At 71.6% G+C, this 22029-nt stretch carries 16 protein-coding genes; 3 read left to right on the top strand and 13 right to left on the bottom strand.

Going from position 1 to position 22029, the window contains the following annotated elements:
* Nucleotides 1-152: 152 nt before the first annotated feature.
* Nucleotides 153-2303 (bottom strand): glycogen debranching N-terminal domain-containing protein, encoded by a 2151-nt coding sequence (locus ACWDYJ_RS02630; RefSeq protein ID WP_451563621.1) that lies wholly within the window; start codon nt 2301-2303, stop codon nt 153-155.
* Nucleotides 2304-2515: 212 nt separating this feature from the next.
* A complete protein-coding gene (locus ACWDYJ_RS02625; protein ID WP_451563620.1) occupies nt 2516-3775 on the bottom strand; it encodes a DUF4192 domain-containing protein in 1260 nt (419 codons plus the stop codon).
* A gap of 125 nt (nt 3776-3900) precedes the next feature.
* Between ACWDYJ_RS02625 and ACWDYJ_RS02620 the strand changes: the two genes are divergently transcribed.
* Together ACWDYJ_RS02620 and ACWDYJ_RS02615 are read left to right on the top strand one after the other, a co-directional pair.
* Nucleotides 3901-6060 carry a RecQ family ATP-dependent DNA helicase gene (locus tag ACWDYJ_RS02620; protein ID WP_451563619.1) on the top strand — a complete coding sequence of 720 codons (2160 nt, stop codon included), beginning with the start codon at nt 3901-3903 and terminating at the stop codon, nt 6058-6060.
* A 213-nt stretch (nt 6061-6273) separates the two neighbouring features.
* On the top strand, nt 6274-6903 hold the full coding sequence (locus ACWDYJ_RS02615) for a hypothetical protein (RefSeq protein ID WP_451563618.1): 630 nt from the start codon (nt 6274-6276) through the stop codon (nt 6901-6903).
* A gap of 265 nt (nt 6904-7168) precedes the next feature.
* Here ACWDYJ_RS02615 and ACWDYJ_RS02610 read toward each other — a convergent pair whose 3' ends face one another.
* From ACWDYJ_RS02610 to nrdR, 8 genes are all read right to left on the bottom strand, one after another.
* Entirely contained in the window at nt 7169-7801 is a 633-nt protein-coding gene (locus tag ACWDYJ_RS02610; protein WP_451563617.1) for a hypothetical protein, read from the bottom strand.
* A gap of 59 nt (nt 7802-7860) precedes the next feature.
* Nucleotides 7861-8571 carry a ribonuclease HII gene (locus tag ACWDYJ_RS02605; protein ID WP_451563616.1) on the bottom strand — a complete coding sequence of 237 codons (711 nt, stop codon included), beginning with the start codon at nt 8569-8571 and terminating at the stop codon, nt 7861-7863.
* Nucleotides 8572-9008: 437 nt separating this feature from the next.
* Nucleotides 9009-9923 carry an ADP-ribosylglycohydrolase family protein gene (locus ACWDYJ_RS02600; protein WP_451563615.1) on the bottom strand — a complete coding sequence of 305 codons (915 nt, stop codon included), beginning with the start codon at nt 9921-9923 and terminating at the stop codon, nt 9009-9011.
* A gap of 11 nt (nt 9924-9934) precedes the next feature.
* On the bottom strand, nt 9935-10594 hold the full coding sequence (locus tag ACWDYJ_RS02595; RefSeq protein ID WP_451563614.1) for a histidine phosphatase family protein: 660 nt from the start codon (nt 10592-10594) through the stop codon (nt 9935-9937).
* 76 nt (nt 10595-10670) lie between these two features.
* Nucleotides 10671-11276 carry a YdbC family protein gene (locus ACWDYJ_RS02590; RefSeq protein WP_451563613.1) on the bottom strand — a complete coding sequence of 202 codons (606 nt, stop codon included), beginning with the start codon at nt 11274-11276 and terminating at the stop codon, nt 10671-10673.
* A 32-nt stretch (nt 11277-11308) separates the two neighbouring features.
* Nucleotides 11309-12136, bottom strand: coding sequence for an arylamine N-acetyltransferase family protein (locus tag ACWDYJ_RS02585; protein WP_451563612.1), 828 nt, complete (start codon nt 12134-12136; stop codon nt 11309-11311).
* Between the two features lie 208 nt (nt 12137-12344).
* Nucleotides 12345-15245: a vitamin B12-dependent ribonucleotide reductase gene (locus ACWDYJ_RS02580; protein ID WP_451563611.1), complete on the bottom strand. Its 2901-nt coding sequence runs from the start codon at nt 15243-15245 to the stop codon at nt 12345-12347.
* A gap of 129 nt (nt 15246-15374) precedes the next feature.
* Nucleotides 15375-15890: a transcriptional regulator NrdR gene (gene nrdR, locus ACWDYJ_RS02575; RefSeq protein ID WP_451563610.1), complete on the bottom strand. Its 516-nt coding sequence runs from the start codon at nt 15888-15890 to the stop codon at nt 15375-15377.
* 500 nt (nt 15891-16390) lie between these two features.
* Here nrdR and lexA point away from each other — a divergent pair, with 500 nt between their 5' ends.
* A complete protein-coding gene (lexA, locus tag ACWDYJ_RS02570; RefSeq protein ID WP_451563609.1) occupies nt 16391-17182 on the top strand; it encodes a transcriptional repressor LexA in 792 nt (263 codons plus the stop codon).
* 145 nt (nt 17183-17327) lie between these two features.
* On the opposite strand, the gene ACWDYJ_RS02565 is transcribed toward lexA, so the two are convergent.
* The 3 genes from ACWDYJ_RS02565 to ACWDYJ_RS02555 form a co-directional block, all read right to left on the bottom strand.
* A complete protein-coding gene (locus ACWDYJ_RS02565; protein WP_451563608.1) occupies nt 17328-19322 on the bottom strand; it encodes an ATP-dependent DNA helicase in 1995 nt (664 codons plus the stop codon).
* 52 nt (nt 19323-19374) lie between these two features.
* Nucleotides 19375-21231, bottom strand: a complete 1857-nt coding sequence (locus ACWDYJ_RS02560; protein ID WP_451563607.1) for an IucA/IucC family protein — start codon at nt 21229-21231, stop codon at nt 19375-19377.
* A 101-nt stretch (nt 21232-21332) separates the two neighbouring features.
* Nucleotides 21333-22007 (bottom strand): GNAT family N-acetyltransferase, encoded by a 675-nt coding sequence (locus ACWDYJ_RS02555; RefSeq protein ID WP_451563606.1) that lies wholly within the window; start codon nt 22005-22007, stop codon nt 21333-21335.
* Nucleotides 22008-22029: the final 22 nt, after the last annotated feature.

The raw sequence follows: 22029 nt of genomic DNA, 5'->3' as shown, positions 1-22029 counted from the left end.
ACAGAGCTTTGGTGATCCCGAGGACAGTGATCTGCAACCGGGTGAGCAATGCCCCGCGGAGGCTCTGCGACTGAGGGCCAAGTTCTCGCGGCTCATCGGCGACCGCCGACCGCGTGGCGGGCATGCCGGACAAACGGCTTCGACGCCATGACTCAGCCTCCCAGTTGGAGCGCATCGGCCGCCTCCTCCACCATGCCGACCCCGAGGCGACTGATCCGGACCGTGAACGGCTCCCCCGACACGCGCAGCCCCGAGAGGCGCAGGCCGCCGAGTGGCGCACCCGCCGACGGCGTCACGCAGACCGTGGCCGCCGGGGCGTCCGGGCGGATTCCGGCGAGGGCCGTCAGCGCGTGGATCCCGGCGGCCGCGGCCACGGCCGCCGGCCGGCAGGCGGACGGGTGCGGGAGCGGAACGCTGCCGACGGTGCGCTGCTCGGCCGCGTACATCTCGGGCAACCGGTATCCGAAGGTCTCGGCGGCGTCCAGCAGACCCCGGAGCAGACCGGCGGCCTCCTTCTCGAAACCCGCCTGGAGGAGACCGGCCACCGCCACCGCGCTCTCGTGGGCCCGTACCGCACCCGAGCGGTGGCCGAAGGGGTTGTGCCCCGGCTCGCGCACTCCCATGCTGCGCAGTCCCCATCCGCAATCCATGGCCGGGGCCCCGAGCAGCCGGGCGAGCTGTTCCGTACGGGCCCGGTCCAGCAGGCCCGGTGCGAGCCGGCCGCCGCCCAGCAGACCGGTGTCCAGCAGATGCGCGGCGGCGCCCGTCAGGCGGGGCAGCGGTCGGCCGTCGGGATGCAGGGCCGCGGCGGGGCGGCCCCCGTCCGGGCCGTCGATCCAGAACTCGGCCCGGAACCTCTCCCGCAGCGCGGCTGCCCACTCCCGCCACTCCTGCGCTCCGGGCCGCCCGCACGCGGCCAGCAGGTCTGCGCCGAGCAGCGCGGCCCGGTGCGCGTGGGCCTGGGTCTCGCAGCGCCGCGGTCCGGGATCGGGATCGGCCAGGAAGCCGTCATCACCCACCGCCCCGCGCAGCCAGTCCAGGCAACGCTCGGCGGCGGGCAGCAACCGGGCCACCTCTTCCTCGGGCAACCCCCAGCGCCGGGCCTCCGCGAGCACCACCGGGAAGCCGAGGGTGGCCTCGGTCCCGGTGCATCCCGGCGGCAGCTGCGGTCCGGCGGCGCGCAACGGACCCGGGATCTTCCCCGCGTCGGGGTCACGTCCCCCGGTCTGGCTGCGGGCCAGCGTCCGCAAGGTGGCGGCGGCGAGCCCGGTGCCGAGCGGCAGCGCCATCCGGGCGGCCCACAAGGACTCCGCCGGGGCGAGCCCGAGCCGCCACGGCGCCCCGGCCGCCGCGAAGGTGTCGCCGGGTGCGTCGGGGGCTCGGAGCAGCAGGGCCCCCAGGTCGTCGAGGCTGGTCCGGAACCAGGCGTCGGCCCTCGGGTCGTCCCCCTCGGCACGGGCATCGGCCAGGGGGTTGGCCACCTGACCGACGGGGGCCCGTGCCGTCCGGTCCCATGTGGTGCGCAGCTCGATGCTGCGCGATTCGCCCGGTCCCAGTTCGAGCTGCCAGCGCAGCAGCCCGGCCGAGGCTAGGGCGTCGTCGGGGGCCGGTTCGGCGGTGGTGACGGCCAAGGCGTCCCCGCTGCTCCAGCGCAGCCCGGCGGCGTGCACCGCGGCGGTGAGTTCCGGCCCGGTACGGCCCGCGGCCACGGCGGCCAGATCGGCCAGGTCGGTGCCGAGAAGGACCTCCACGGGCAGACGTAGCGGACGGGTCGCGAAGCTGCGCAGGGTGATGCGCTCGGTGCCGTCCGCGTGCCGGATCCGCTCCACGCCGATGTCGGGGTCGGGCCCCGCCTCGACGCCGGTGCGGACCGTGGCCGTGAAGGCGGCCCTGCCGGAGCCGAGGCTGCGCCCCTGTACGGCGACCGGATCCCGGCCGGCGACGCGCAGGACGCAGCGGGACAGCAGTCGCCGCCCGGAGCGGTAGATCCCGTCGATCCCCCGCCCGGTCAGCTGGCCGTGCTCCGGAGAGATGACCAGGCAGGGCGCGGCCACGCAGATGACGGCGCTGTGCGCGGGCGGCAACTCGGCCCTGCGGGCAGCCAGTGCGCCAGGCGACTGACCGGACGAGAGGCCGGCCGGGCGGCTCGGGGAGCCCCCCGCCGGTCGGCCCGGCAGGCCCGGCGGACCCCCTGGAGTACCTGGAGGATCGGCCGGAAGCCCGGGCGCGACCCCCGGGGGGTGGCTCGGCGGTGCGGGAGACGGGTGCACCGGCGGGTCGGATTCGGTTACGGGGGGAGCCATGTGTCGCCTTGTCTGCGCTCCGGCCGGTTTCGCGGGGCGGCGGCGCGGCCGGGCCCCCACCACCCCCCAGCTGAACGGCCCCACCCCCGCCCGGGTCACGGGCCGCGGCGGTGACTGCCCCCGCCGTGTGGCGCACCGGTGACGCAGGGCCGCGCGCACCGCCCTGGAGAGCCGCCGTACGGGACTCGCCCGATCCGGGGTCGGGCGGGGGCTCACTGCTCGCTCCCCTCGGTACGGCGGGACACCCGGCGGCGCTCCCCGCTCCGGCGGCCGGGCGGGCGGGTCGGGGTGGGCCGCTTCCGGCGGGGTTCGCGGCGCTTGCGCTCCTCGCGCAGGCACTCCCGGAGCCCCTCGGGGTCGATGCCCTCGTTGCAGGCGTGGTGGAGCAGTTGGGCGAACCGGTACTCGGAGTCGGCCCGCAGCGCCAGTGTGAGTGCGATTCGGGCGGTCGGCTCGTCGCCGCAGGACCACGAGACCCAGCCGGCGAGGGTGAGCGGGGCCGCCGCGTGTTCGGCGTAGGCCCCGACGCAGCGCCGGGCCAGGGCGCGCCACAGCCGCAGGGCCGGGGCGGCCTCGTCGTCCTCCATCCACTCGGCGGCGATGTCGCGGATCTCGCGGTCCTGGAGGCCGAGGATCACGGCGGCGGCCTCGTCGTGGCCGAGCAGTGCGTCGTCCCAGTCGTCAGCGCCCGGCCCTCCGGCGGCGGGCGGGGCGAGCGTCAGGCGCCGCATGAGGGTCCTGGCCAGGGCGAGGGTCTCGGCGCCGACCTCTTCCCGGGTGGCGCCGTCGAGGATCTTCGGCACCAGGGCGGCCGCTGCCCGGTCCAGGGCCTCCTCCTGTCCGGCGGCCTGTCCCCCGCGCAGCGGGGTCAGCCGGCTCTCGATCTCCTTCAGCGAGCCCCGCACCTGGAGCCCCGCGAAGGTGGCCGTCGCGGCCATCACCGAGGTGCCGGGCAGGGCCAGCGGCTTCCCCTCGGCCGGGCAGCATTCGTCGTCGTGGCAGGTGTACGACCAGTAGCGGCCGCCGGAGAGGCACAAGGCCTCCAGGACGGGCACGTCCAGCGCTCCGCAGGCGAGCCGCAGCCGCTGGGCCAGTGGACGCAGCCGGGTCATGACCCGCTGGCCGCTCTCCCCGCCGCTCGGGTCCTGGCAGAGGAAGACCACGATGCCGTCGGGCTTGCCTCCTCGCCGCTCGCTGCCCCTGACCAGGCAGTCGGCGACCTGCCGGGCGGTTTCCTCCCATTCCGCGGGCGCCGTGGGGATGCCGACGCGGAGCCGGCCGCCGAAGCGTCCGCCCTCGCCGTGCACGGCGACCATGACGAGGGAGTCGCTCGGGTGGAAGCCGAGCATGTACGGCAGCGCGTCGGCCAGTTCGGCCGGGCTGCGCAGGGTGATCCGGGGTTCGGTGGGGGATCCGGAGGGGCTGATGGACGGCCGGCCGGACGGGCTGCGTGATTCGTGGTTCGTCGTCATGTGTCGACGGTCCCGTGCGTGATCCGATCCGGAAACCCCTGTGGACAACTCGTACAACGTTCAATATCCACAGGTTGAGAGCGCGGCATTGGCGCGATGTCCGAGGCATCGGGTTGCATGGGGGCATGAACCCAGACCTGAGGTCTTCAGCCGATTCCGTGCTCGCCCGCCTCGTCGGCGACCCCACGGGCACCGCACGGCTGCGCGAGGACCAGTGGCGGGCCATCGAGGCTCTCGTCGCGCACAAGCGGCGGGCGCTCGTCGTGCAGCGCACCGGCTGGGGCAAGTCCGCGGTCTACTTCGTCGCCACCTCCCTGCTGCGGGCGGCGGGCGCCGGTCCGACCGTCATCGTCTCCCCGCTGCTCGCGCTGATGCGCAACCAGGTCGAGGCGGCGGCCCGCGCCGGGATCAAGGCCCGCACCATCAACTCCGCGAATCCGGAGGAGTGGGAGGGCATCCAGGCCGAAGTGGCGGCAGGCGAGGTCGACGTCCTGCTCGTCAGTCCGGAGCGGCTCAACAATCCTGATTTCCGCGACCAGGTGCTCCCGAAGCTCTCGGCCGCCACCGGCCTCCTCGTGGTCGACGAGGCGCACTGCATCTCCGACTGGGGGCACGATTTCCGCCCCGACTACCGCCGGCTGCGCACGATGCTGGCCGACCTGCCCCCGGGTGTACCGGTACTGGCGACGACCGCCACCGCCAATGCCCGGGTGACGGCCGACGTCGCCGAACAGCTCGGCACCGGCGCCGGGACGGACGCACTGGTGCTGCGCGGTCCGCTGGACCGGGAGAGCCTCAGTCTGTCGGTGGTGACGCTGCCCGACGCCGCGCACCGGCTGGCCTGGCTCGCCGACCACCTCGGCGACCTGCCGGGCTCCGGAATCATCTACACCCTGACGGTGGCCGCGGCCGAGGAGGTCACGGCCTATCTGCGCCACCGCGGGCACACCGTCTCCTCCTACACCGGCAAGACCGAGAACGCCGACCGCGAGCAGGCGGAGAACGACCTCCAGGCCAACCGGGTCAAGGCGCTGGTCGCCACCTCGGCCCTCGGAATGGGCTTCGACAAGCCCGACCTGGGCTTCGTCGTGCACCTGGGGTCTCCCTCCTCCCCCATCGCCTACTACCAGCAGGTCGGCCGCGCCGGCCGCGGCGTGGAGCACGCGGAGGTACTGCTGCTGCCCGGCCGCGAGGACGAGGCGATCTGGCAGTACTTCGCCTCGGTGGCCTTCCCTCCGGAGCAGCAGGTACGCCGCACCCTGGACGTACTGGCCCAGGCCGGCCGGCCCATGTCGCTGCCCGCCCTGGAACCCCTGGTCGACCTGCGGCGCACCCGGCTGGAGACGATGCTCAAGGTGCTCGACGTGGACGGCGCCGTCCACCGGGTGAAGGGCGGCTGGACCTCGACCGGCGAGCCGTGGGCGTACGACGCCGAGCGCTACGCGTGGGTCGCCCGGCAACGGGCCGCGGAACAACAGGCGATGCGCGACTACGCGGCGGCCACCGATTGCCGGATGGAGTTCCTGCGCCGCCAGCTGGACGACGAGGAGGCCGCGCCCTGCGGCCGCTGCGACAACTGCGCCGGCGCCCGCTTCACGGCGGACGTCTCCACCGCCGCCCTGGACACCGCCCGGGGCGAACTGGGCCGCCCCGGCGTGGAGCTGGAGCCGCGCAAGATGTGGCCGACCGGACTGGTGGCGGTGGGCGTGGATCTCAAGGGCCGGATTCCGGCCGGGGAACAGGCCTCGACCGGACGGGCGCTGGGGCGGCTGTCCGACATCGGGTGGGGCAACCGGCTGCGCCCGATGCTGGCTCCGCAGGCACCCGACCAGGCGGTTCCGGACGATGTCGCCCAGGCCGTGGTGGCCGTACTCGCCGACTGGGCACGGGGGCCCGGCGGCTGGGCGTCGGGGGCCGCGGACGCTCCCGCGAGGCCCGTGGGCGTGGTCGCGCTGCCCTCGCGCAGCCGCCCGCGGCTCGTCGGCTCGCTGGCGGCACGGATCGCGGAGGTCGGGCGAATCCCGCTGCTGGGCACGGTCGAATACACGGATCAGGTCCCGGAGTTCGGCCTGCCCTCCTCGAACAGTGCCCAGCGGGTCCGTGGGCTCCACCAGGCCTTGACCGTGCCCCCGGCACTGGCGGCGACCCTGGCGGAGGTCTCGGGCCCGGTGTTCCTCGTGGACGACCGCGCCGAAAGCGGGTGGACCCTCGCGGTGGCCGCCCGCCTGCTCCGGCGGGCAGGCGCGAAGGGGGTGTTTCCGCTGGTGCTCGCCCTCCAGCCGTAGCCGAGGCGTCAGCTCCGGCGTGGCGGGGCAAGGATATGAACGGCATACCGGCGAATTCCGGTCCGCGGCCTCAAATGCTCATTGCCCCATCCTCGCGGACCACGCGAGAATCGGAGTGCTCCCGCTCGGCTCGTCGGCACTCCCCAGGGCCGCGCTGCGGCGCGCCCGCACCCAGCCGTGCCCGTTCGCGGGCGTGTACCCGAAGGGAGGACCGTGACCTTCGGATTCGCCCCGCCCTCGACCACGTCCCTGACAACGGCCACCGCCGGCGCCAGCCGGCACGGCAGACTGCTCGAACCCGCCGAGTGGACGGCGGCGGGAGTCCCCCTGCTGCGCAATCCGCGCGAGGTCGTCAGCGGACTGCACTCCCGGCACGACCCTGCTCCGTCCACCGCCGTCATAGCCGTCCTCGGCCCCGAGGAACGGCTCGTCGCCAGCGCCTCCTTCGTTCAGCGGTCGACCTCGGCCGACGGCTGGGAGTACCGCAACGCCCTGCTGTCCAGACTGCGCCGGATCATCCCGCACGACCTGCGGCGGCGAACCCCGGTGCGGACGGCAGTGCTGCTCTACTGCCGCGACGGCGACGAACGGTGGACCGAGGAGGACGGGGCCTGGATGTGGGGACTCCGGGACGCCTGCACCCTGCACGGGCTACGCTGCGGCGCCTACATCACGCTGACCCAGGGCGGCTGGCAGGTCCTCGGTGAAGGCCGGGGCGGTCGGCGGCCCAGCTGGGACTCCCGGCCCGAGCGCCTCGGCTCCAACTCGGCCGAGCCGTCACCGCTGACGCTGCGCACCGGCGGCGGCGCCTCCGAGGCGCTGCGCCGCACCGCCGCTCGCTGAACCCCGGCGCTGGCCGAGGCCTCCGCGGCCCGTCCGCGTACCGCCGCTCGCACCCTGGTCCTCGTACGACCAAGGACGCGGGCAGCGGGATCGGGCCGTGGGGTGCGCGCACCCGTACGCGGACGTGCGTACGGACACGGCACCACCCGGCACCGCGGGCAGCCCTCACGGCCGTACCCCCAAGAACGGGCGTACGGCAGGTCGGGCTTCGGACTTCAGCGGGGCCGGCAGCCCGCCCCGCCGCGCCCGCACAGCGGACGGAACGTCAGACGCTCGCACCCAGCACGGAGTTGATCTGCTGCACGTCGCCACACACGATCAGCAGCGCACCGGCCCGCGTGAGCGCCACCGGCAGCGCGGCGGCGGTCGCCTCGACCGGTCCGCCGTTGGCCGCGAAGACCACGACGGGGCGCCCGGCGGCACGCCGCACCTGCGCCGCGTCCGCGTAGAAGACGTCGTCCCCGGCGTCGTGCTGGGCCCAGTAGGGGGCCTCGCCGAAGGACAGCTCGTGGGCGGCCCACGGGTGGGGGTCGCCGGTGGTGAGCACCAGGATGTCGCCGGGCGCGCGCCCGGTGTCGAGCAGCAGGTCCACGGCCTCCTCGGCCGCGTCCAGCGCACCCTCGACGGATGCCGGGATGAGCTGGAGCTGCGGCACCGCCGCTGAGACGGACGGCGCGGTGGGGGCTGCGGGAACGGGTCCGGGGGTGGCCTCCGCCGCGCGCCGCGCGGGCGGGGCGGACCGGACGGGACCGGGGCGTCCGGGCCGGGGTACGGCGGCGGGACGCGGACCAGGTACGGGGCGGGGGGTCTGCGCGGTGCGGCTCGCGGCCGGCGTGACGCGGGGACCCTGGGCACTCTCGTGAATCTGAGGCTCCTCGATGGCGGGGGTGAGAGGCATGACTTGATATCTATCAAACACCGGTACGAAACGTACCTGTGGGTGGCGCATGGGTGCGATCAAAAATCGAAGCCGAGTTGGCCTCCGTCTTCGAGTGCTATCGACTCCTCGCTGCGGCGCACCTTCTTGAGGTGGCGCCAACGGGGCAGCGTGTCGAGGTACGACCACGAGAGCCGGTGGTACACCGTCGGCCCCCGCTCCTCCAGCGCTGCCCGGTGCACGGGCGAGGGATAGCCGGCGTTGGCGGCAAAGGCGAAGTCCTGTATTCCGTCGCCTCGTTCGCCCAGTTCGGCCATCATCCGATCACGCCGGACCTTGGCGATCACCGAGGCCGCGGCGACGGAGACGCAGGACTGGTCGCCCTTGATCACCGTACGAACCCGCCAAGGCGGGCCGAGATAGTCGTGCTTGCCGTCGAGGATCACCGTGTCGGGCCGCACGGGAAGGGCTTCCAGCGCGCGCACCGCCGCGAGCCGCAGGGCGGCGGTCATCCCCAGTTCGTCGATCTCCTCCGGGGAGGCGTGCCCGAGGGCGTACGCGGTGACCCAGTCCTCCAGGACGTCGTGCAGGGCGTCGCGTCGCTTGGTGGTGAGCAGTTTGGAGTCGGTGAGCCCGGCGGGCGGGCGGCGCAGACCGGTGATCGCCGCACACACGGTGACGGGACCGGCCCAGGCTCCTCGTCCGACCTCGTCGACCCCGGCGATGATTTTGGCGCCCGTGGTTGCGCGGAGGGAGCGCTCGACGGTGTGGGTGGGTGCTTCGTACGGCATGGCGCCAGCAAGGTTACGCCGCCCCGAGCCGCCTGCACACCCCGGCCCGCACCCTGACGCCCGTCGAGGCCGCGCGGGCGCCCCACGGCTGGAGCGCCGACACGGCCGTACCGCCGACCGAGCGGGCTCACGCTTCGCTCTCGCACACCCTGGTGCGGTATGCCGACATCACCGGAATCGCATCGACAACAAACGGATTGGGCACATCCGAATCATGCCAGGCCGACCACATCGGCCCCCTTTGCGCGCCGAACCGGCACATGGATCAACCAGCACCCGCCTGTGCCCGGCCGCGCCCGACCGACGCGGCAGAACCGATCGGTACGGAAGTGATCGCACTCGTGAAGCATCGCCGCCGTCCGCCAGCAAGACGGGTCCGACCGGCCTTGTGGGCCGCCCCCAGCTGTTCCAAATGAAGGCTGAAGCCTACGGACGGCCTAGCTCACCGACTGCGGCAGCCAATCCGGCAGCGCTTCGGTCCGGGCCAGCCATGCCTGCGGCAGCACCGCTTCGCCGCGCGATCCCAGCACCCCGCCGACGATCGCGCAGGTGGTGTCCACGTCCCCGCCCACCTGCGCGGTGGTCCAGAACGCCCGCTCGTAGTCGTCCAGTGCCCGCGCCGCCGACCACAGGGCGAACGGCACCGTGTCGTGGGCGCTGGTGCGCCGCCCACAGCCCAGGACCGCCGCGACCGTGGTCGCGTCGCCGTAGTCCAGCATGTCCCGCGCCCGGCGCAGACCCGCGCCCACCGCGCTGCGCGGCACCAGCGCGATCACGCCGTCCAGCAGGTCGGCGGCCGTCGGCTTGCCCGCCGGATCCGCTGCCAGGGCGGCCGCCGCGGCGACGGCCATCGCGCCGCACACGGCCTCGCGGTGCTGGTGGGTGGTGTAGGCGGAGATCTCCGCCTGGTGCGTGGCCTGCTCGGGGTCGTCCGCGTACCAGGCGCCGAGCGGTGCGATCCGCATCGCCGCGCCGTTGCCCCACGAGCCCTGCCCGTTGAACAGCTCGGCGGCCAGCGTCCGCCAGTCCGCGCCCTCCCGGACCAGTCGCAGCATCCGGTTGACGGCGGGACCGTAGCCGCGGTCGAAGTCGTGGTGGGTGGCGAACGAAGTCGCCAGCGCGTCTTGATCGATCCGTCCGTGCGTGGCGAGCACGGCCACCACGGAGCAGGCCATTTCGGTGTCGTCGGTCCACTGCCACGGCTCGTCACCGGCCGGCAGTTCACGTCGCTTCAGCAGCGGATAGTTCACGGGGACGAAGTACTGGGAGCCGAGGGCGTCACCCAGTGCCAGCCCTCTGAGGCTGGACATGGCGCGTGCGTAGCGCCTTTCGGGAGTGGATTCAGCGGTCATCCCGCGTCACTTTAGCCGTCCAGGTCATAAGGCTCGGGTGTGGTCCACCGCTCAAACGGGCGGTCCATCCGGTACCGGCCGTCCGGGCCGAGCACCAGCGCCCGGAATTCTCCGTTCCCGGGGTTGGACAGGGCCTCGAACTCGGCCACCGACCAGTGGAACCAGCGCATGCAGAACAGCCGCATCGTCAGTCCGTGCGTCACGAGCAGCACGTTCTCGGGATGGTCCGGGGCCTCGAAACTGCGGTAGAGGCTTTCCAGGAAGGACCCGACCCGGTCGTAGACGTCCGCGCCCGACTCCCCCTGCGCGAAGCGGTAGAAGAAGTGCCCGTAGGCATCGCGGTACGCCTTCTGCAGCCGTACGTCGTCCCGGTCCTGCCAGTTCCCCCAGTCCTGCTCGCGCAGCCGCGGCTCCTCGCGCATCCGCACCCGCGCCGGGTCCAGCCGCAGCTCCCGGAAGGTCTGCAGGGTCCTGCGGTACGGGGAGACGTACGCGCTGATGTGTTCGTCGCCGAAGAGTGCGCGCAGCCGGACGCCGGCCTCGGCGGCCTGCTCCCGACCCGTCTTGGTCAGCCGCAGGGCGTGGTCGGGCTCGCGCTCGTACACCGTGTCATCGGCATTGCCCTCGGATTCCCCGTGCCGGAGGAGGACGATGCGCCGTGGTCGTACCATCCCACGACCCTATTCGGCCATCGGCGCGCGGACGCTCCGGGCACGCCGGTCGGGGCGGCCATCGATCTTCCTACGGTCATACCGTCCAGCCGGGTTCGAGGTCCACGACGTCCCCGGTGAGGGCCTCCACATCGGCCGCGGTCTGGGCGCGCAGCGACAGCCGCTCCACCCGTTCCTGCCGGTATTTGCCGTGCTCGGCCGCCGCGCGCCACATGGACAGCACCAGGAACTCCCGGCCGGGAGCCTCCCCGAAGAGGCCCCGGACCATCCCGGGCGAGCCCGCCATCGCCGGGTTCCACACCTTTTCCTGCATGAGGGCGAAGTGGTCCAGGCGCCCCTCCCGTACCCGGGTGTGCGCGACCCGGACCACATCGGCATCGGTGAAGCGCGGCTCGAAGCCTGTCTTCACATCGAAGCGGTGGTCGAAGAGCGTGACCCGGGCATCGGTGAAGGTGCCGTTCTGGGAGGCCGCGAGCCGGTCGTGCGAGCGAGCCATGAAGGAGTCGTAGAAGGAACGGCTCTCCCAGAACGCGAAGACGTGCGCGACCCCCTGCCGGCCCCGGCTCCAGCCGCCGCCCTGCCCCCGGAAGCCCGGTTCGCCAGGCAACCCCGCCCATTTTCGCTGCCCGCGCTCGAACCCGCGTCGGTCCGTCACCGTGCAGCGAATCCACTTGACCAGCACCGCGCCATCGTACGGGCCAGGCGCGGCCCGAGTCAGTCTTCGGAGCGGTGGATCCGTACCAGTTCCACCCCATCCCGATCGGGCAGCCGAAGCCCGAACTCCCGGTCGAGCAGCGCGAGCAGCTCGTCCGGGGCGACCGTCTCACGCTCGATCCGTCCGTCGGGATACAGCCGCGTGAGCTCGCGCCCTACGAGGGACAACCGGACGGTATCGCCCGGTTGCTGGACGATGGTCCGCCCCACGAAGGAGGAGCTGGGGTGGGAGGAGCTGTAGTGGTTCAGCACGACGTAGTCGACGGGGTGGTAGGGCTGTGGGGAGAACGCGTACAGGTCCCGCCAGGCCCGGTCTCGCAGCGCGCACAGCACCAGGACGCCGTCCCGCTCCTCGCGGACGCGGAACGTCCACTGCCCCTGCCGCACCGCCGCGCCGGGCCGCGCGAGCGGGACGGGCTCGCGCGGGCCCTGGTAGCCGAACCCGGCGTCGCAGAGCCATGGTTCGCCGTCGACGGTGACGACGAGGACCGCGTGCGTCACCGCCAGCAGGGTGTCACCCCGGGTGCGGTTGCGGGCACCGCGCCCGGAGACCACGAAGCCGATCCGCTCCAGGGCAGCGGCCAGCAGCGAGTTCTGCTCGTAGCAGTAGCCGCCGCGGCGGCCGTGCACGAGCTTGTCCTCGAGGGTCTTGACGTCCAGCGCGACAGGGCGGTCGAGAAGAACGTCCAGGCTCTCGAAGGTGATGGCGGCGGTATGGGCCCGGTGCACTGCGTACAACGTCCCGAGGTCCGGCCGGAGTTCCCCGGCGGCCTCACAACCGATCCGCGCCACATAGGCATCCAGGTCCAGCTCGTCACCGCTCCACATGGTTCCCCGTCTCCGCAGCGTCAAATCCCGGGCACACGATTCGCCTCGTCCCGGCACAATGATCGGCATCGCGGCCCCGCACACCAACCGGCTTTTCTGCTCGCCCCACCGGGCGCCGAGGACACGACGAAGGGGATCGGCGCGAGGCCGATCCCCTTCGTGAGCTGCTGGTCAGCTACGCGTGCGCGCTACGCGCGCTGCCGCCCGGTCAGCTGCAACCGCTGGTCGAGCCGCAGCCCTCGCAGATGTAGCAGGAGCCGGCGCGCTGCATCTTCGTACCGCACGAGAAGCAGAGCGGGGCGTCAGCGGAGACGCCGAGCTGCATCTCGACCAGTTCGGCGTTGCTGTGCGCCGTCTTGGGGGCGGGGACCTGGACGGTCTCGGCCGGCTTCGGGACGGAAACGGGCGACGGGACCGCCGTGAGCGGCGCCGACTGCGCGAGCGACTCGGTGTCCAGCTCCTCGTCCTCGAGCGGCTCGTAGGAGCCGGTGTCGAGGTGGCGCTGACGCTCCTCGGCGGTGTGGATGCCGAGGGCCGAGCGGGTCTCGAAGGGCAGGAAGTCGAGTGCCAGGCGGCGGAAGATGTAGTCGACGATCGACTGCGCCATCCGCACGTCCGGGTCGTCCGTCATACCGGCCGGCTCGAAACGCATGTTGGTGAACTTCGAGACGTACGTCTCCAGCGGGACGCCGTACTGCAGACCGACCGAGACGGCGATCGAGAAGGCGTCCATCATGCCCGCGAGGGTCGAACCCTGCTTGGACATCTTCAGGAAGACCTCGCCCAGACCGTCGTCCGGGTAGGAGTTCGCCGTCATGTAGCCCTCGGCGCCACCGACCGTGAAGGAGGTGGTGATCCCCGGGCGGCCCTTCGGGAGGCGCTTGCGGACCGGGCGGTACTCGATGACCTTCTCGACCGCCGTGCGGATGGTCTCCTCGGCCTTCTCGGTGACCTCGGCCTTCTCCTGCTCCTTCTTCTTGGCGGAGAGGGGCTGGCCGACCTTGCAGTTGTCGCGGTAGATCGCGAGCGCCTTGACGCCCAGCTTCCAGGCCTCGAAGTAGATCTCCTCGATCTCCTCGACGGTCGCCGTCTCCGGCATGTTGACCGTCTTCGAGATCGCGCCGGAGATCCAGGGCTGGATCGCGGCCATCATGCGGACGTGGCCCATCGCGGAGATGGAACGCTCGCCCATGGCGCAGTCGAACACCGAGTAGTGCTCGGGCTTCAGGCCCGGGGCGTCGACGACCACGCCGTGCTCGGCGATGTGGGCGACGATCGCCTCGATCTGCTCTTCCTGGTATCCCATGCGGCGCAGGGCCTGAGGGACGGTGCCGTTGACGATCTGCATCGAGCCGCCGCCGACGAGCTTCTTGAACTTGACCAGGGCCAGGTCCGGCTCGACACCGGTGGTGTCGCAGGACATCGCGAGACCGATGGTGCCGGTCGGCGCGAGGACGGAGGCCTGGGAGTTGCGGAAGCCGTTCTTCTCGCCGAGGCGCAGGACGTCCTGCCAGGCCTCGGTGGCCGCGGCCCAGATCGTCTTGTCGAGGTCCTCGGTGCGCGGCGCGACGGCGTTGGCGTCGGCGTGCTGCTTCATGACCCGCTTGTGCGAGTCGGCGTTGCGGGCGTAGCCGTCGTACGGGCCGACGATCGCGGCCAGCTCGGCGGAACGCTTGTACGCCGTACCGGTCATCAGCGAGGTGATCGAGGCGGCGAGGGTGCGGCCGCCGTCCGAGTCGTACGCGTGCCCGGTGGCCATCAGCAGGGCGCCGAGGTTGGCGTAGCCGATGCCCAGCTGCCGGAAGGCGCGGGTGTTCTCACCGATCTTCTGTGTCGGGAAGTCCGCGAAGCAGATGGAGATGTCCATCGCGGTGATGACGAGTTCGACGACCTTGGCGAAGCGCTCGGCGTCGAAGGACTGCTCGCCCTTGCCGTCGTCGTTGAGGAACTTCATCAGGTTGAGCGAGGCGAGGTTGCAGGACGTGTTGTCCAGGTGCATGTACTCGCTGCAGGGGTTGGACGCGGTGATGCGGCCGGACTCGGGGCAGGTGTGCCAGTTGTTGATCACACCGTCGTACTGGATGCCCGGGTCGGCGCAGGCCCACGCGGCCTCGGCCAGCTTGCGGAAGAGCGCCTTGGCGTCGACCTCCTCGATGACCTCGCCGGTCATGCGGGCACGCAGGCCGAACTTGGTGCCGTTCTCGACGGCCGTCATGAACTCGTCGTTCACACGGACGGAGTTGTTGGCGTTCTGGTACTGGACGGACGTGATGTCGTCGCCGCCCAGGTCCATGTCGAAGCCCGCGTCACGCAGGGCGCGGATCTTCTCCTCTTCCTTCACCTTGGTCTCGATGAAGGCCTCGACGTCCGGGTGGTCCACGTCCAGGACGACCATCTTGGCCGCGCGTCGGGTCGCGCCGCCCGACTTGATCGTTCCGGCGGACGCGTCGGCGCCGCGCATGAAGGAGACCGGACCGGAGGCGTTGCCGCCGGAGGAGAGGAGCTCCTTGGAGGAGCGGATGCGGGAGAGGTTCAGGCCGGCGCCGGAGCCGCCCTTGAAGATCATGCCCTCTTCCTTGTACCAGTCGAGGATCGACTCCATGGAGTCGTCGACGGCCAGGATGAAGCAGGCGGAGACCTGCTGCGGCTGGGGCGTGCCCACGTTGAACCACACGGGCGAGTTGAAGCTGAAGATCTGGTGCAGGAGGGCGTACGTGAGCTCGTGCTCGAAGATCTCCGCGTCGGCCGGGGAGGCGAAGTAGTCGAAGTCTTCGCCGGCCTTCGTGTACGTCTTCACGATCCGGTCGATCAGCTGCTTCAGACCGGTCTCACGCTGCGGGGTGCCGACCGCGCCCCGGAAGTACTTGCTGGTGACGATGTTGACCGCGTTCACCGACCAGAAGTCGGGGAACTCGACGCCACGCTGCTCGAAGTTGACCGAGCCGTCGCGCCAGTTGGTCATGACGACGTCACGGAGCTCCCAGCTCACCTCGTCGTACGGGTGCACGCCCGGGGTGGTGTGGATGCGCTCGATACGCAGGCCGCCCTTGGCAGCCTTGGTCCCCTTGTTGCGGGAACCTCGCGCCGAGCCGCTCGCCGTCTCTGTCATGCCGCCTCCCATATGCGGGTAAAAACGCCCTAAAGTGCCAGCGCTATTCCGCGGCACGGTGCTGTGTGTCTTGTATCTGCGAATCTCGCCCTGCCGACCGGCGGCCGGGCCGCGCTGCGGCCGGTCCGGTCAGTCGGCGGCGGAGGCGGGCACGGGGACGACCGAAGCGGTCCCTCCGGGCTCGCGCTCATGGGGGTGAGGCCGCGAATCGCGCAGTTCCGCGATGGCGGTCTCGAAGTCTTCAAGGGTGTCGAACGCTTTGTAAACGGATGCGAACCGCAGGTACGCGACCAGGTCGAGTTCCTGCAACGGGCCGAGTATGGCCAGACCCACGTCATGGGTGGTCAGCTCGGCACTCCCGGTGGCGCGAACCGCCTCCTCGACCCGCTGGCCGAGCTTGGCGAGGGCGTCCTCGGTGACCGGTCGTCCCTGGCACGCCTTGCGGACGCCAGAGATGACCTTGGTGCGGCTGAAAGGTTCGGTCACCCCGCTGCGCTTGATCACCATCAGCGAGGCCGTCTCCACCGTCGTGAAGCGACGGGAGCAGTCGGGGCACTGACGGCGCCGGCGGATCGACGTCCCGTCGTCCGTGGTGCGGCTGTCGACGACGCGACTGTCGGGGTGCCTGCAGAAGGGGCAGTGCATGGTTCCCTCACCCTCCTTTTGGCACGACTGAATCACCCCACGGAGCCCCTGAACGGCGGAGACGGGCTCTGCCGGGGGCTCGTGAAGCAGCCACAAGCATATGCGATGCCGAGGCCCTCAGCAGACCGCGGACCACAACTCCTGGGCGGCAGCGCTCATCCAACCACTAGATCTTGGGTTGCGCGTGATTTGCGCCGCTCTGCGTGTCGTGGTGTCCGATGGCCGGATACGGGGCCGCCGGTGCCACACTGGACGAAGGCCCGGCCGCTGGTGATCCAACCGGGAAGGGTAGCGTAAGGACCGGACGCAGAACCGAACCCGCGTTCGGCAGGAACCCTCGGCGCACCCCGTCGGGCGGCCCTTGGGCCGACTGTCCATACACCTGCCGATCTCACCCACGTGGCTGATCCACGTTTTTTCACTCGAACGTGTGTTTGGCGCAACCTTTCGAAAGCTACTACCGTTGTCCAGCTAGGGAGAACATTTCGAGAGGGGCCGACGTGACCACGACCGCAGACAGTGCCACCATCACTGCCCAGAACCGCTCCCAGAGCCGACTCGAGCCGGTGCATGCCATGAATGACGCAAGTCAGAACCCTGAGGCGGAGCCCGTACGCCCCGCACGCTCACTGCCAGGGCGACCTCCAGGCATCCGCGCCGACAGCTCCGGACTCACGGACCGGCAGCGGAGGGTCATCGAAGTCATCCGGGACTCCGTACAGCGCCGTGGTTACCCGCCGTCGATGCGAGAGATCGGCCAGGCGGTCGGCCTCTCCAGCACCTCGTCGGTGGCGCACCAGCTGATGGCGCTGGAGAGGAAGGGCTTCCTGCGGCGCGACCCGCACCGCCCCCGCGCCTACGAGGTGCGCGGCTCGGACCAGCCGAGCTCGCAGCCCACCGACACCACCGGCAAGCCCGCCGCCTCGTACGTCCCCCTGGTCGGCCGGATCGCGGCCGGCGGTCCGATCCTCGCCGAGGAGTCGGTGGAGGACGTCTTTCCGCTCCCCCGCCAGCTGGTCGGTGACGGAGAGCTGTTCGTCCTCAAGGTCGTCGGCGATTCGATGATCGAGGCGGCGATCTGTGACGGCGACTGGGTCACCGTCCGCCGACAGCCCGTCGCGGAGAACGGCGACATCGTCGCCGCGATGCTGGACGGCGAGGCCACGGTCAAGCGCTTCAAGCGCGAGGACGGCCATGTCTGGCTGCTCCCGCACAACTCCGCCTACCAGCCGATTCCCGGCGACGAAGCGACCATTCTCGGCAAGGTCGTCGCCGTGCTGCGCCGCGTCTGACCGACCGGCCGCCCCTCAGCCAGCTCCGGGACCCACTGCGCCGGTCCCGGAGCTGTCTCCCCTTTGCGACTAAACCGCCGCCGCTCTCGCGGGGGCGGTTGTTCGCCGTCGGGGTTGCTCACTTGATGGTTGGCATCAGAACCGCTTACTTGCCGTCTGCTTTCGCGGTTGCGTCGATCGCCGCCAGCGAGCGGCGGACCTGGTTGCGGTCGGTCGTGTACCAGAAGTCCGGCAGCGTGGCCCGCAGGAAGGTCCCGTAGCGGGCCGTGGCCAGCCGGGGGTCGAGAACCGCGACCACGCCCCGGTCGCCGGAGGCCCGTACGAGTCGACCCGCCCCCTGCGCCATCAGCAGGGCGGCGTGCGTGGCCGCGACGGCCATGAAGCCGTTGCCGCCGTGTTCCTCGACCGACTTCTGCCGCGCACTCATCAGCGGGTCGTCGGGTCGGGGGAACGGGATCCGGTCCATGATCACGAGCTGGCAGCTGGGACCGGGCACGTCCACGCCCTGCCAGAGGGAGAGCGTCCCGAAGAGGCAGGTCCGCGGGTCCGCCGCGAAGTTCTTGATCAGCTCGCCGAGTGTCTCCTCGCCCTGGAGCAGGATCGGGTTGTCGAGCCGGCCGCGCAGCTCCTCGGCGGCGGCCTTGGCGCCGCGCATGGAGGAGAAGAGGCCGAGGGTACGACCGCCCGCCGCCTCGATCAGCTCCGCGAGCTCGTCCATCATGTCGCCGCGGGTGCCTTCCCGGCCGGGCGTGGCCAGGTGCTTGGCGACGTAGAGGATGCCCTGCTTCGGGTATTCGAACGGTGAGCCGACGTCGAGGCCCTTCCAGAGCGGTACGTCTTCCCCCTCGACGCCCTCGGCGGACAGGCCCAGCGAGGCCGCGATCCCGTTGAAGTCGCCGCCCAGCTTGAGGGTGGCGGAGGTGAGGACCACCGAGCGGTCCTCGAACAGCTTCTCCCGCAGCAGCCCCGACACCGAGAGGGGGGCCACACGCAGGGTGGCCCCGCTGGGCCTATATGAGGCTCCGCCGCGGGAGTCGTGGCGCTCGAACCAGACGACGTCGTACTCGGAGTCGTTCAGGATCCGCTCCGCGACCGTGTGGACGCTCTCCACGGCGGCCAGCGCCTGCTTGCGGACGGCGTCCTCGTCGTGGACGGACTTGTCGCGGGTGGCGCCGATCGCGGAGATCACGTTGCGCGCGGCATCCCGTAGCGCCGTCAGCGCGTAGCGGAGATCCTCGGGGATCTCCTCCAGGCGGCCCGGGAGCGCCAGCTCCATGACCCGCTCGAAGGACTCGGAGGCGGTCTGCAGGGAGTCGGCCGTCTTCTCGTCGACGAGCTTGGCGGCACGCTTCACGGCCCGGTTGACCTGGCCGGGAGTGAGCTCGCCGGTGGCGACCCCGGTGACGCGCGAGACGAGCTCGTGCGCCTCGTCCACGATGAGGACCTCGTGCTGCGGCAGCACCGGGGCACCCTCGATGGCGTCGATGGCGAGCAGCGCGTGGTTGGTCACGACCACGTCCGCGAGCTTGGCCCGCTCACGGGCCGCCTCCGCGAAGCATTCGGCTCCGTAGGCGCACTTCGTCGCGCCCAGGCACTCCCGGGAGGAGACGGAGATCTGGCTCCAGGCCTTGTCGGAGACGCCGGGGGTGAGGTCGTCGCGGTCGCCGGTCTCGGTCTCGTCCGCCCAGTCACGCAGGCGCAGCAGGTCCTTGCCCAGCTTGCTGGTGGGCGTGGCCGCCTCGAACTGGTCGAAGAGGCCCTCCTCCTCGTCCTGCGGTACCCCTTCGTGCAGGCGGTGCAGGCAGAGGTAATTGGACCGGCCCTTGAGCATGGCGAACTGCGGGCGGCGGCGCAGCTGCGGGTGCAGCGCCTCCACCGTGCGGGGCAGGTCGCGCTCGACGAGCTGACGCTGGAGGGCCAGCGTGGCCGTGGCCACGACCACGCGCTCGCCGTGCGCGAGGGCCGGCACCAGGTAGCCGAGGGACTTGCCGGTGCCGGTGCCGGCCTGGATCAGCCGGTGGGAATTGTCGTCGATCGCTTCGGCGACGGCTTCGGCCATGGCCACCTGGCCGGGCCGCTCCGTGCCGCCGACGGCGGAGACGGCGGCGTGCAGCAGGTCGGGGAGGGAGGGCTTCGTCATAGCACTGCCAACCCTACGGGGCGCCACCGACAGCGGTCGCATCCCTCACCCCTCACGGGCGGTACAGGGGGTTGGGGACGGTGCCGTACGTGACCGCGTGCGGTCGGTCCGGTCGGTCGCGGTAGCCGTCCTCGTGCAGCCTGTTCCGGTTCAGACAGAGCCGGTCGATCCGCTCGGTGAGCAGGTCGAAGAGCTCGTACCGGTCCTTGAGCTCGGGGAAACGTGCCTGGTGGCGGAGGATCTCGGCCCGTACGAGGGCCCAGAATTCGCTCTCGGGGACGTCGAGCCGGCTCTCGCAGAGGGCGGCGAGGTAGCGGAAGACGCCGATGAACAGCCCGGAGTGGATGAACTGGGTGAGGAAGGCGGGCGGCTCGGTGAGCAGGGCCGCGCGGACTTCGTCGGGCATGGAGTCGTGCTCCGGGAGCGGCTCGCGGCTGATGTTGATGTCGTCCACGAAGTCCTTGACCGCGAGCCGGACGGGCACGTCCTGCTCGTCGAAGATCACGATCGCGTTCTCGCCGTGCGGGGAGAAGACGGTGCCGTAGCGGTAGAGGAAGCGCAGCAGTGGAGGCAGCAGGGCGGCGAAGAGCCGCTGGAGCCAGGCGGTGGGGGTGAGGCCGGAGCGGGCGACGAGCTCGGCGGTGAAGGAGCGGCCGCGCGGGTCGGTGTGGAGGAGGGAGGCAAGGGTGCGGGCGCGCTCGCCGGGGGCGAGGTGGCCGGTCAGGGGTTCGCGCCAGATCGCTCCGAGAAGCTCCTTGTACTGGTAGGGGACCTCGGGCAGCTCGTCGTAGACGGGATGGCGGACGGTCACGGAGGCGACTTCGCCGAGCAGGACGACCCCGCATTCGTCACGGAGGAAGGGGTCGCCGTCGCGCAAGGAGTGGACCCAGCCGGTGACGGCGGGGGCGGCGAGGGTCAGATCGTTGGGCAGGCCGCGCCAGACCATGGTGTTGAAGACGGAGAGCGGCAGCTTGACGCTGTGACGGTCGGGGCGGGTGAGGTTGAGGAAGGTACGGATCGACTGCTGGGGCAGGCGTACATCGGGATCCGCGGGCAGCGGAACGAGTGCGCCGGTGGCGAGGGACGGGGCGAAGAGGGGGAGCACGACCTCGTCCCACTGCCAGGGGTGCACCGGGAGGTAGAGGTAGCGGAGCGGGTCGAGGCCGCGGTCGCGCAGGGTCTGGTCGAAGGCGGCGCGGGTGACGGGGTCGAGTTCGGCCGAGTACAGGCGTGCGGCATCTTCGAGGCCGGCGGTGCCGCGGTAGTCGGCGAGGGAGGTGTGGGCGGCGAGCCACGGCAGCCGCTGCCGGGTGCGTGCCTCGGGGGCCCAGGCGGCGGTGTCGGCGGCGGACCATCCGATGCGGCCCTTGTTGAGGACGAGCCAGGGGTGGCCGGTCTGGTGCCCTTCCAGGGCGGCGTAGTCCAGGTCGGCGAGGACATCGGCGGTGAGCGCGTGGTGGTCGAGACGCGCGTCGGCGGCGAGGGTGGCGCTGAGCTCGCGGATCAGGTGGCCGAGGGTCGCGCCGTCGAGTCGCAGGAGGGCACGGGCGCGGATGAGGAAGGCGTACGGGTCCCCGAAGGCGATCGGGGGCTCCGGCGAGGGGGGCGGCGGGGTGAGCGTGATGGTGTCCGGTGTCACGTGCCAGCTGCCGTACGCGCGGCGGCGGGCGCGGAAGCCGAGGCTGCTGCCGTCGTCGAGGGTCAGGGTCCAGGCGTCACCCGCGGCCGCCGGAGCCGGGACGGGGCTGAGGATCTCCTCGTAAGCGAACTCGCCGAGCATCTTGGCAAGCAGTCGGCGGGCCGCGAAGTCCCAGGTCTGGCGGTTGAGTTCGGGTGGCGTGCAGGGGTGCTGGGGCGAGGCGGGCAAGGCCGGCTCGGCGGAGTCGGGCGCTGCGGGGAAATGAGGCACGGGACTCCTCGAGAATCGGGAACTTTGCTGCGCGACGCAGAGTTTTCGAAGGGAGAGGCGTTGAAGTGTTGTCGGTGACGATGCGGACGGCGGGGCGGCGATCAGAGGAGATTGCGCAGCACCCGCTCCCTGATCATCAAGGCCGCGCGCTTTTCGGAGAGGTCGATTTCCGCGGAGTAGCGGAAACCGGCGGTCAGGAAGGCTGATACGGAGGGGGTGTTGCGGATGTCCGGTTCGGCGATGACGCGCGTGCAACGAGGACGGTTGTCGAGGACGAGGTCGGCGACGGCGCGCAGCAGTGTGGTGCCCAGGCCCCGGCCGCGGTTCGTGCCGTCTCCGATGAGCAGGTGGATACCGGTGTCGTGGGGGCGCGCCGGGTAGTGGCGGGACAGCGGGTCGAGATCGGCCCGGTAGATCTCCCAGTAGCTCATCGGTGTGCCGTCGAGGAGGCCCAGGCAGGGGGTGCTGTGGCCGTCGCCGTCGAGCTGGGGCCGCAGGTGTGCGGCGGTGACGGCGGCGGGCCCGGCGAGCTCCCAGTAGGCGGCCACCTCGGGGTCGTTCATCCAGCCGGTGAGGAGCTCCAGGTCGCGGCCCGGCCGTACGGGTTCGAGCCTGAATGCTCCGGCCGGGGTGGCGACGGCCCCCCAGCCGGCCGGTGAGTCGAGGAGGTCCGCCTCGGCGAGCCTTGGCAACAGGTCGACAGTGAAACGCAGTTCGACGGTGTCGTCGGTGGCGGGACGGGCGGCCGAACTGATGGGGGTGTCGGTGGAGGGCATCGGGCTCTTCTCCGTGTCGGTG

This window comes from Streptomyces sp. NPDC003042, from assembly GCF_053591315.1.
This window is presented reverse-complemented; position numbering and strand designations above follow the sequence as displayed.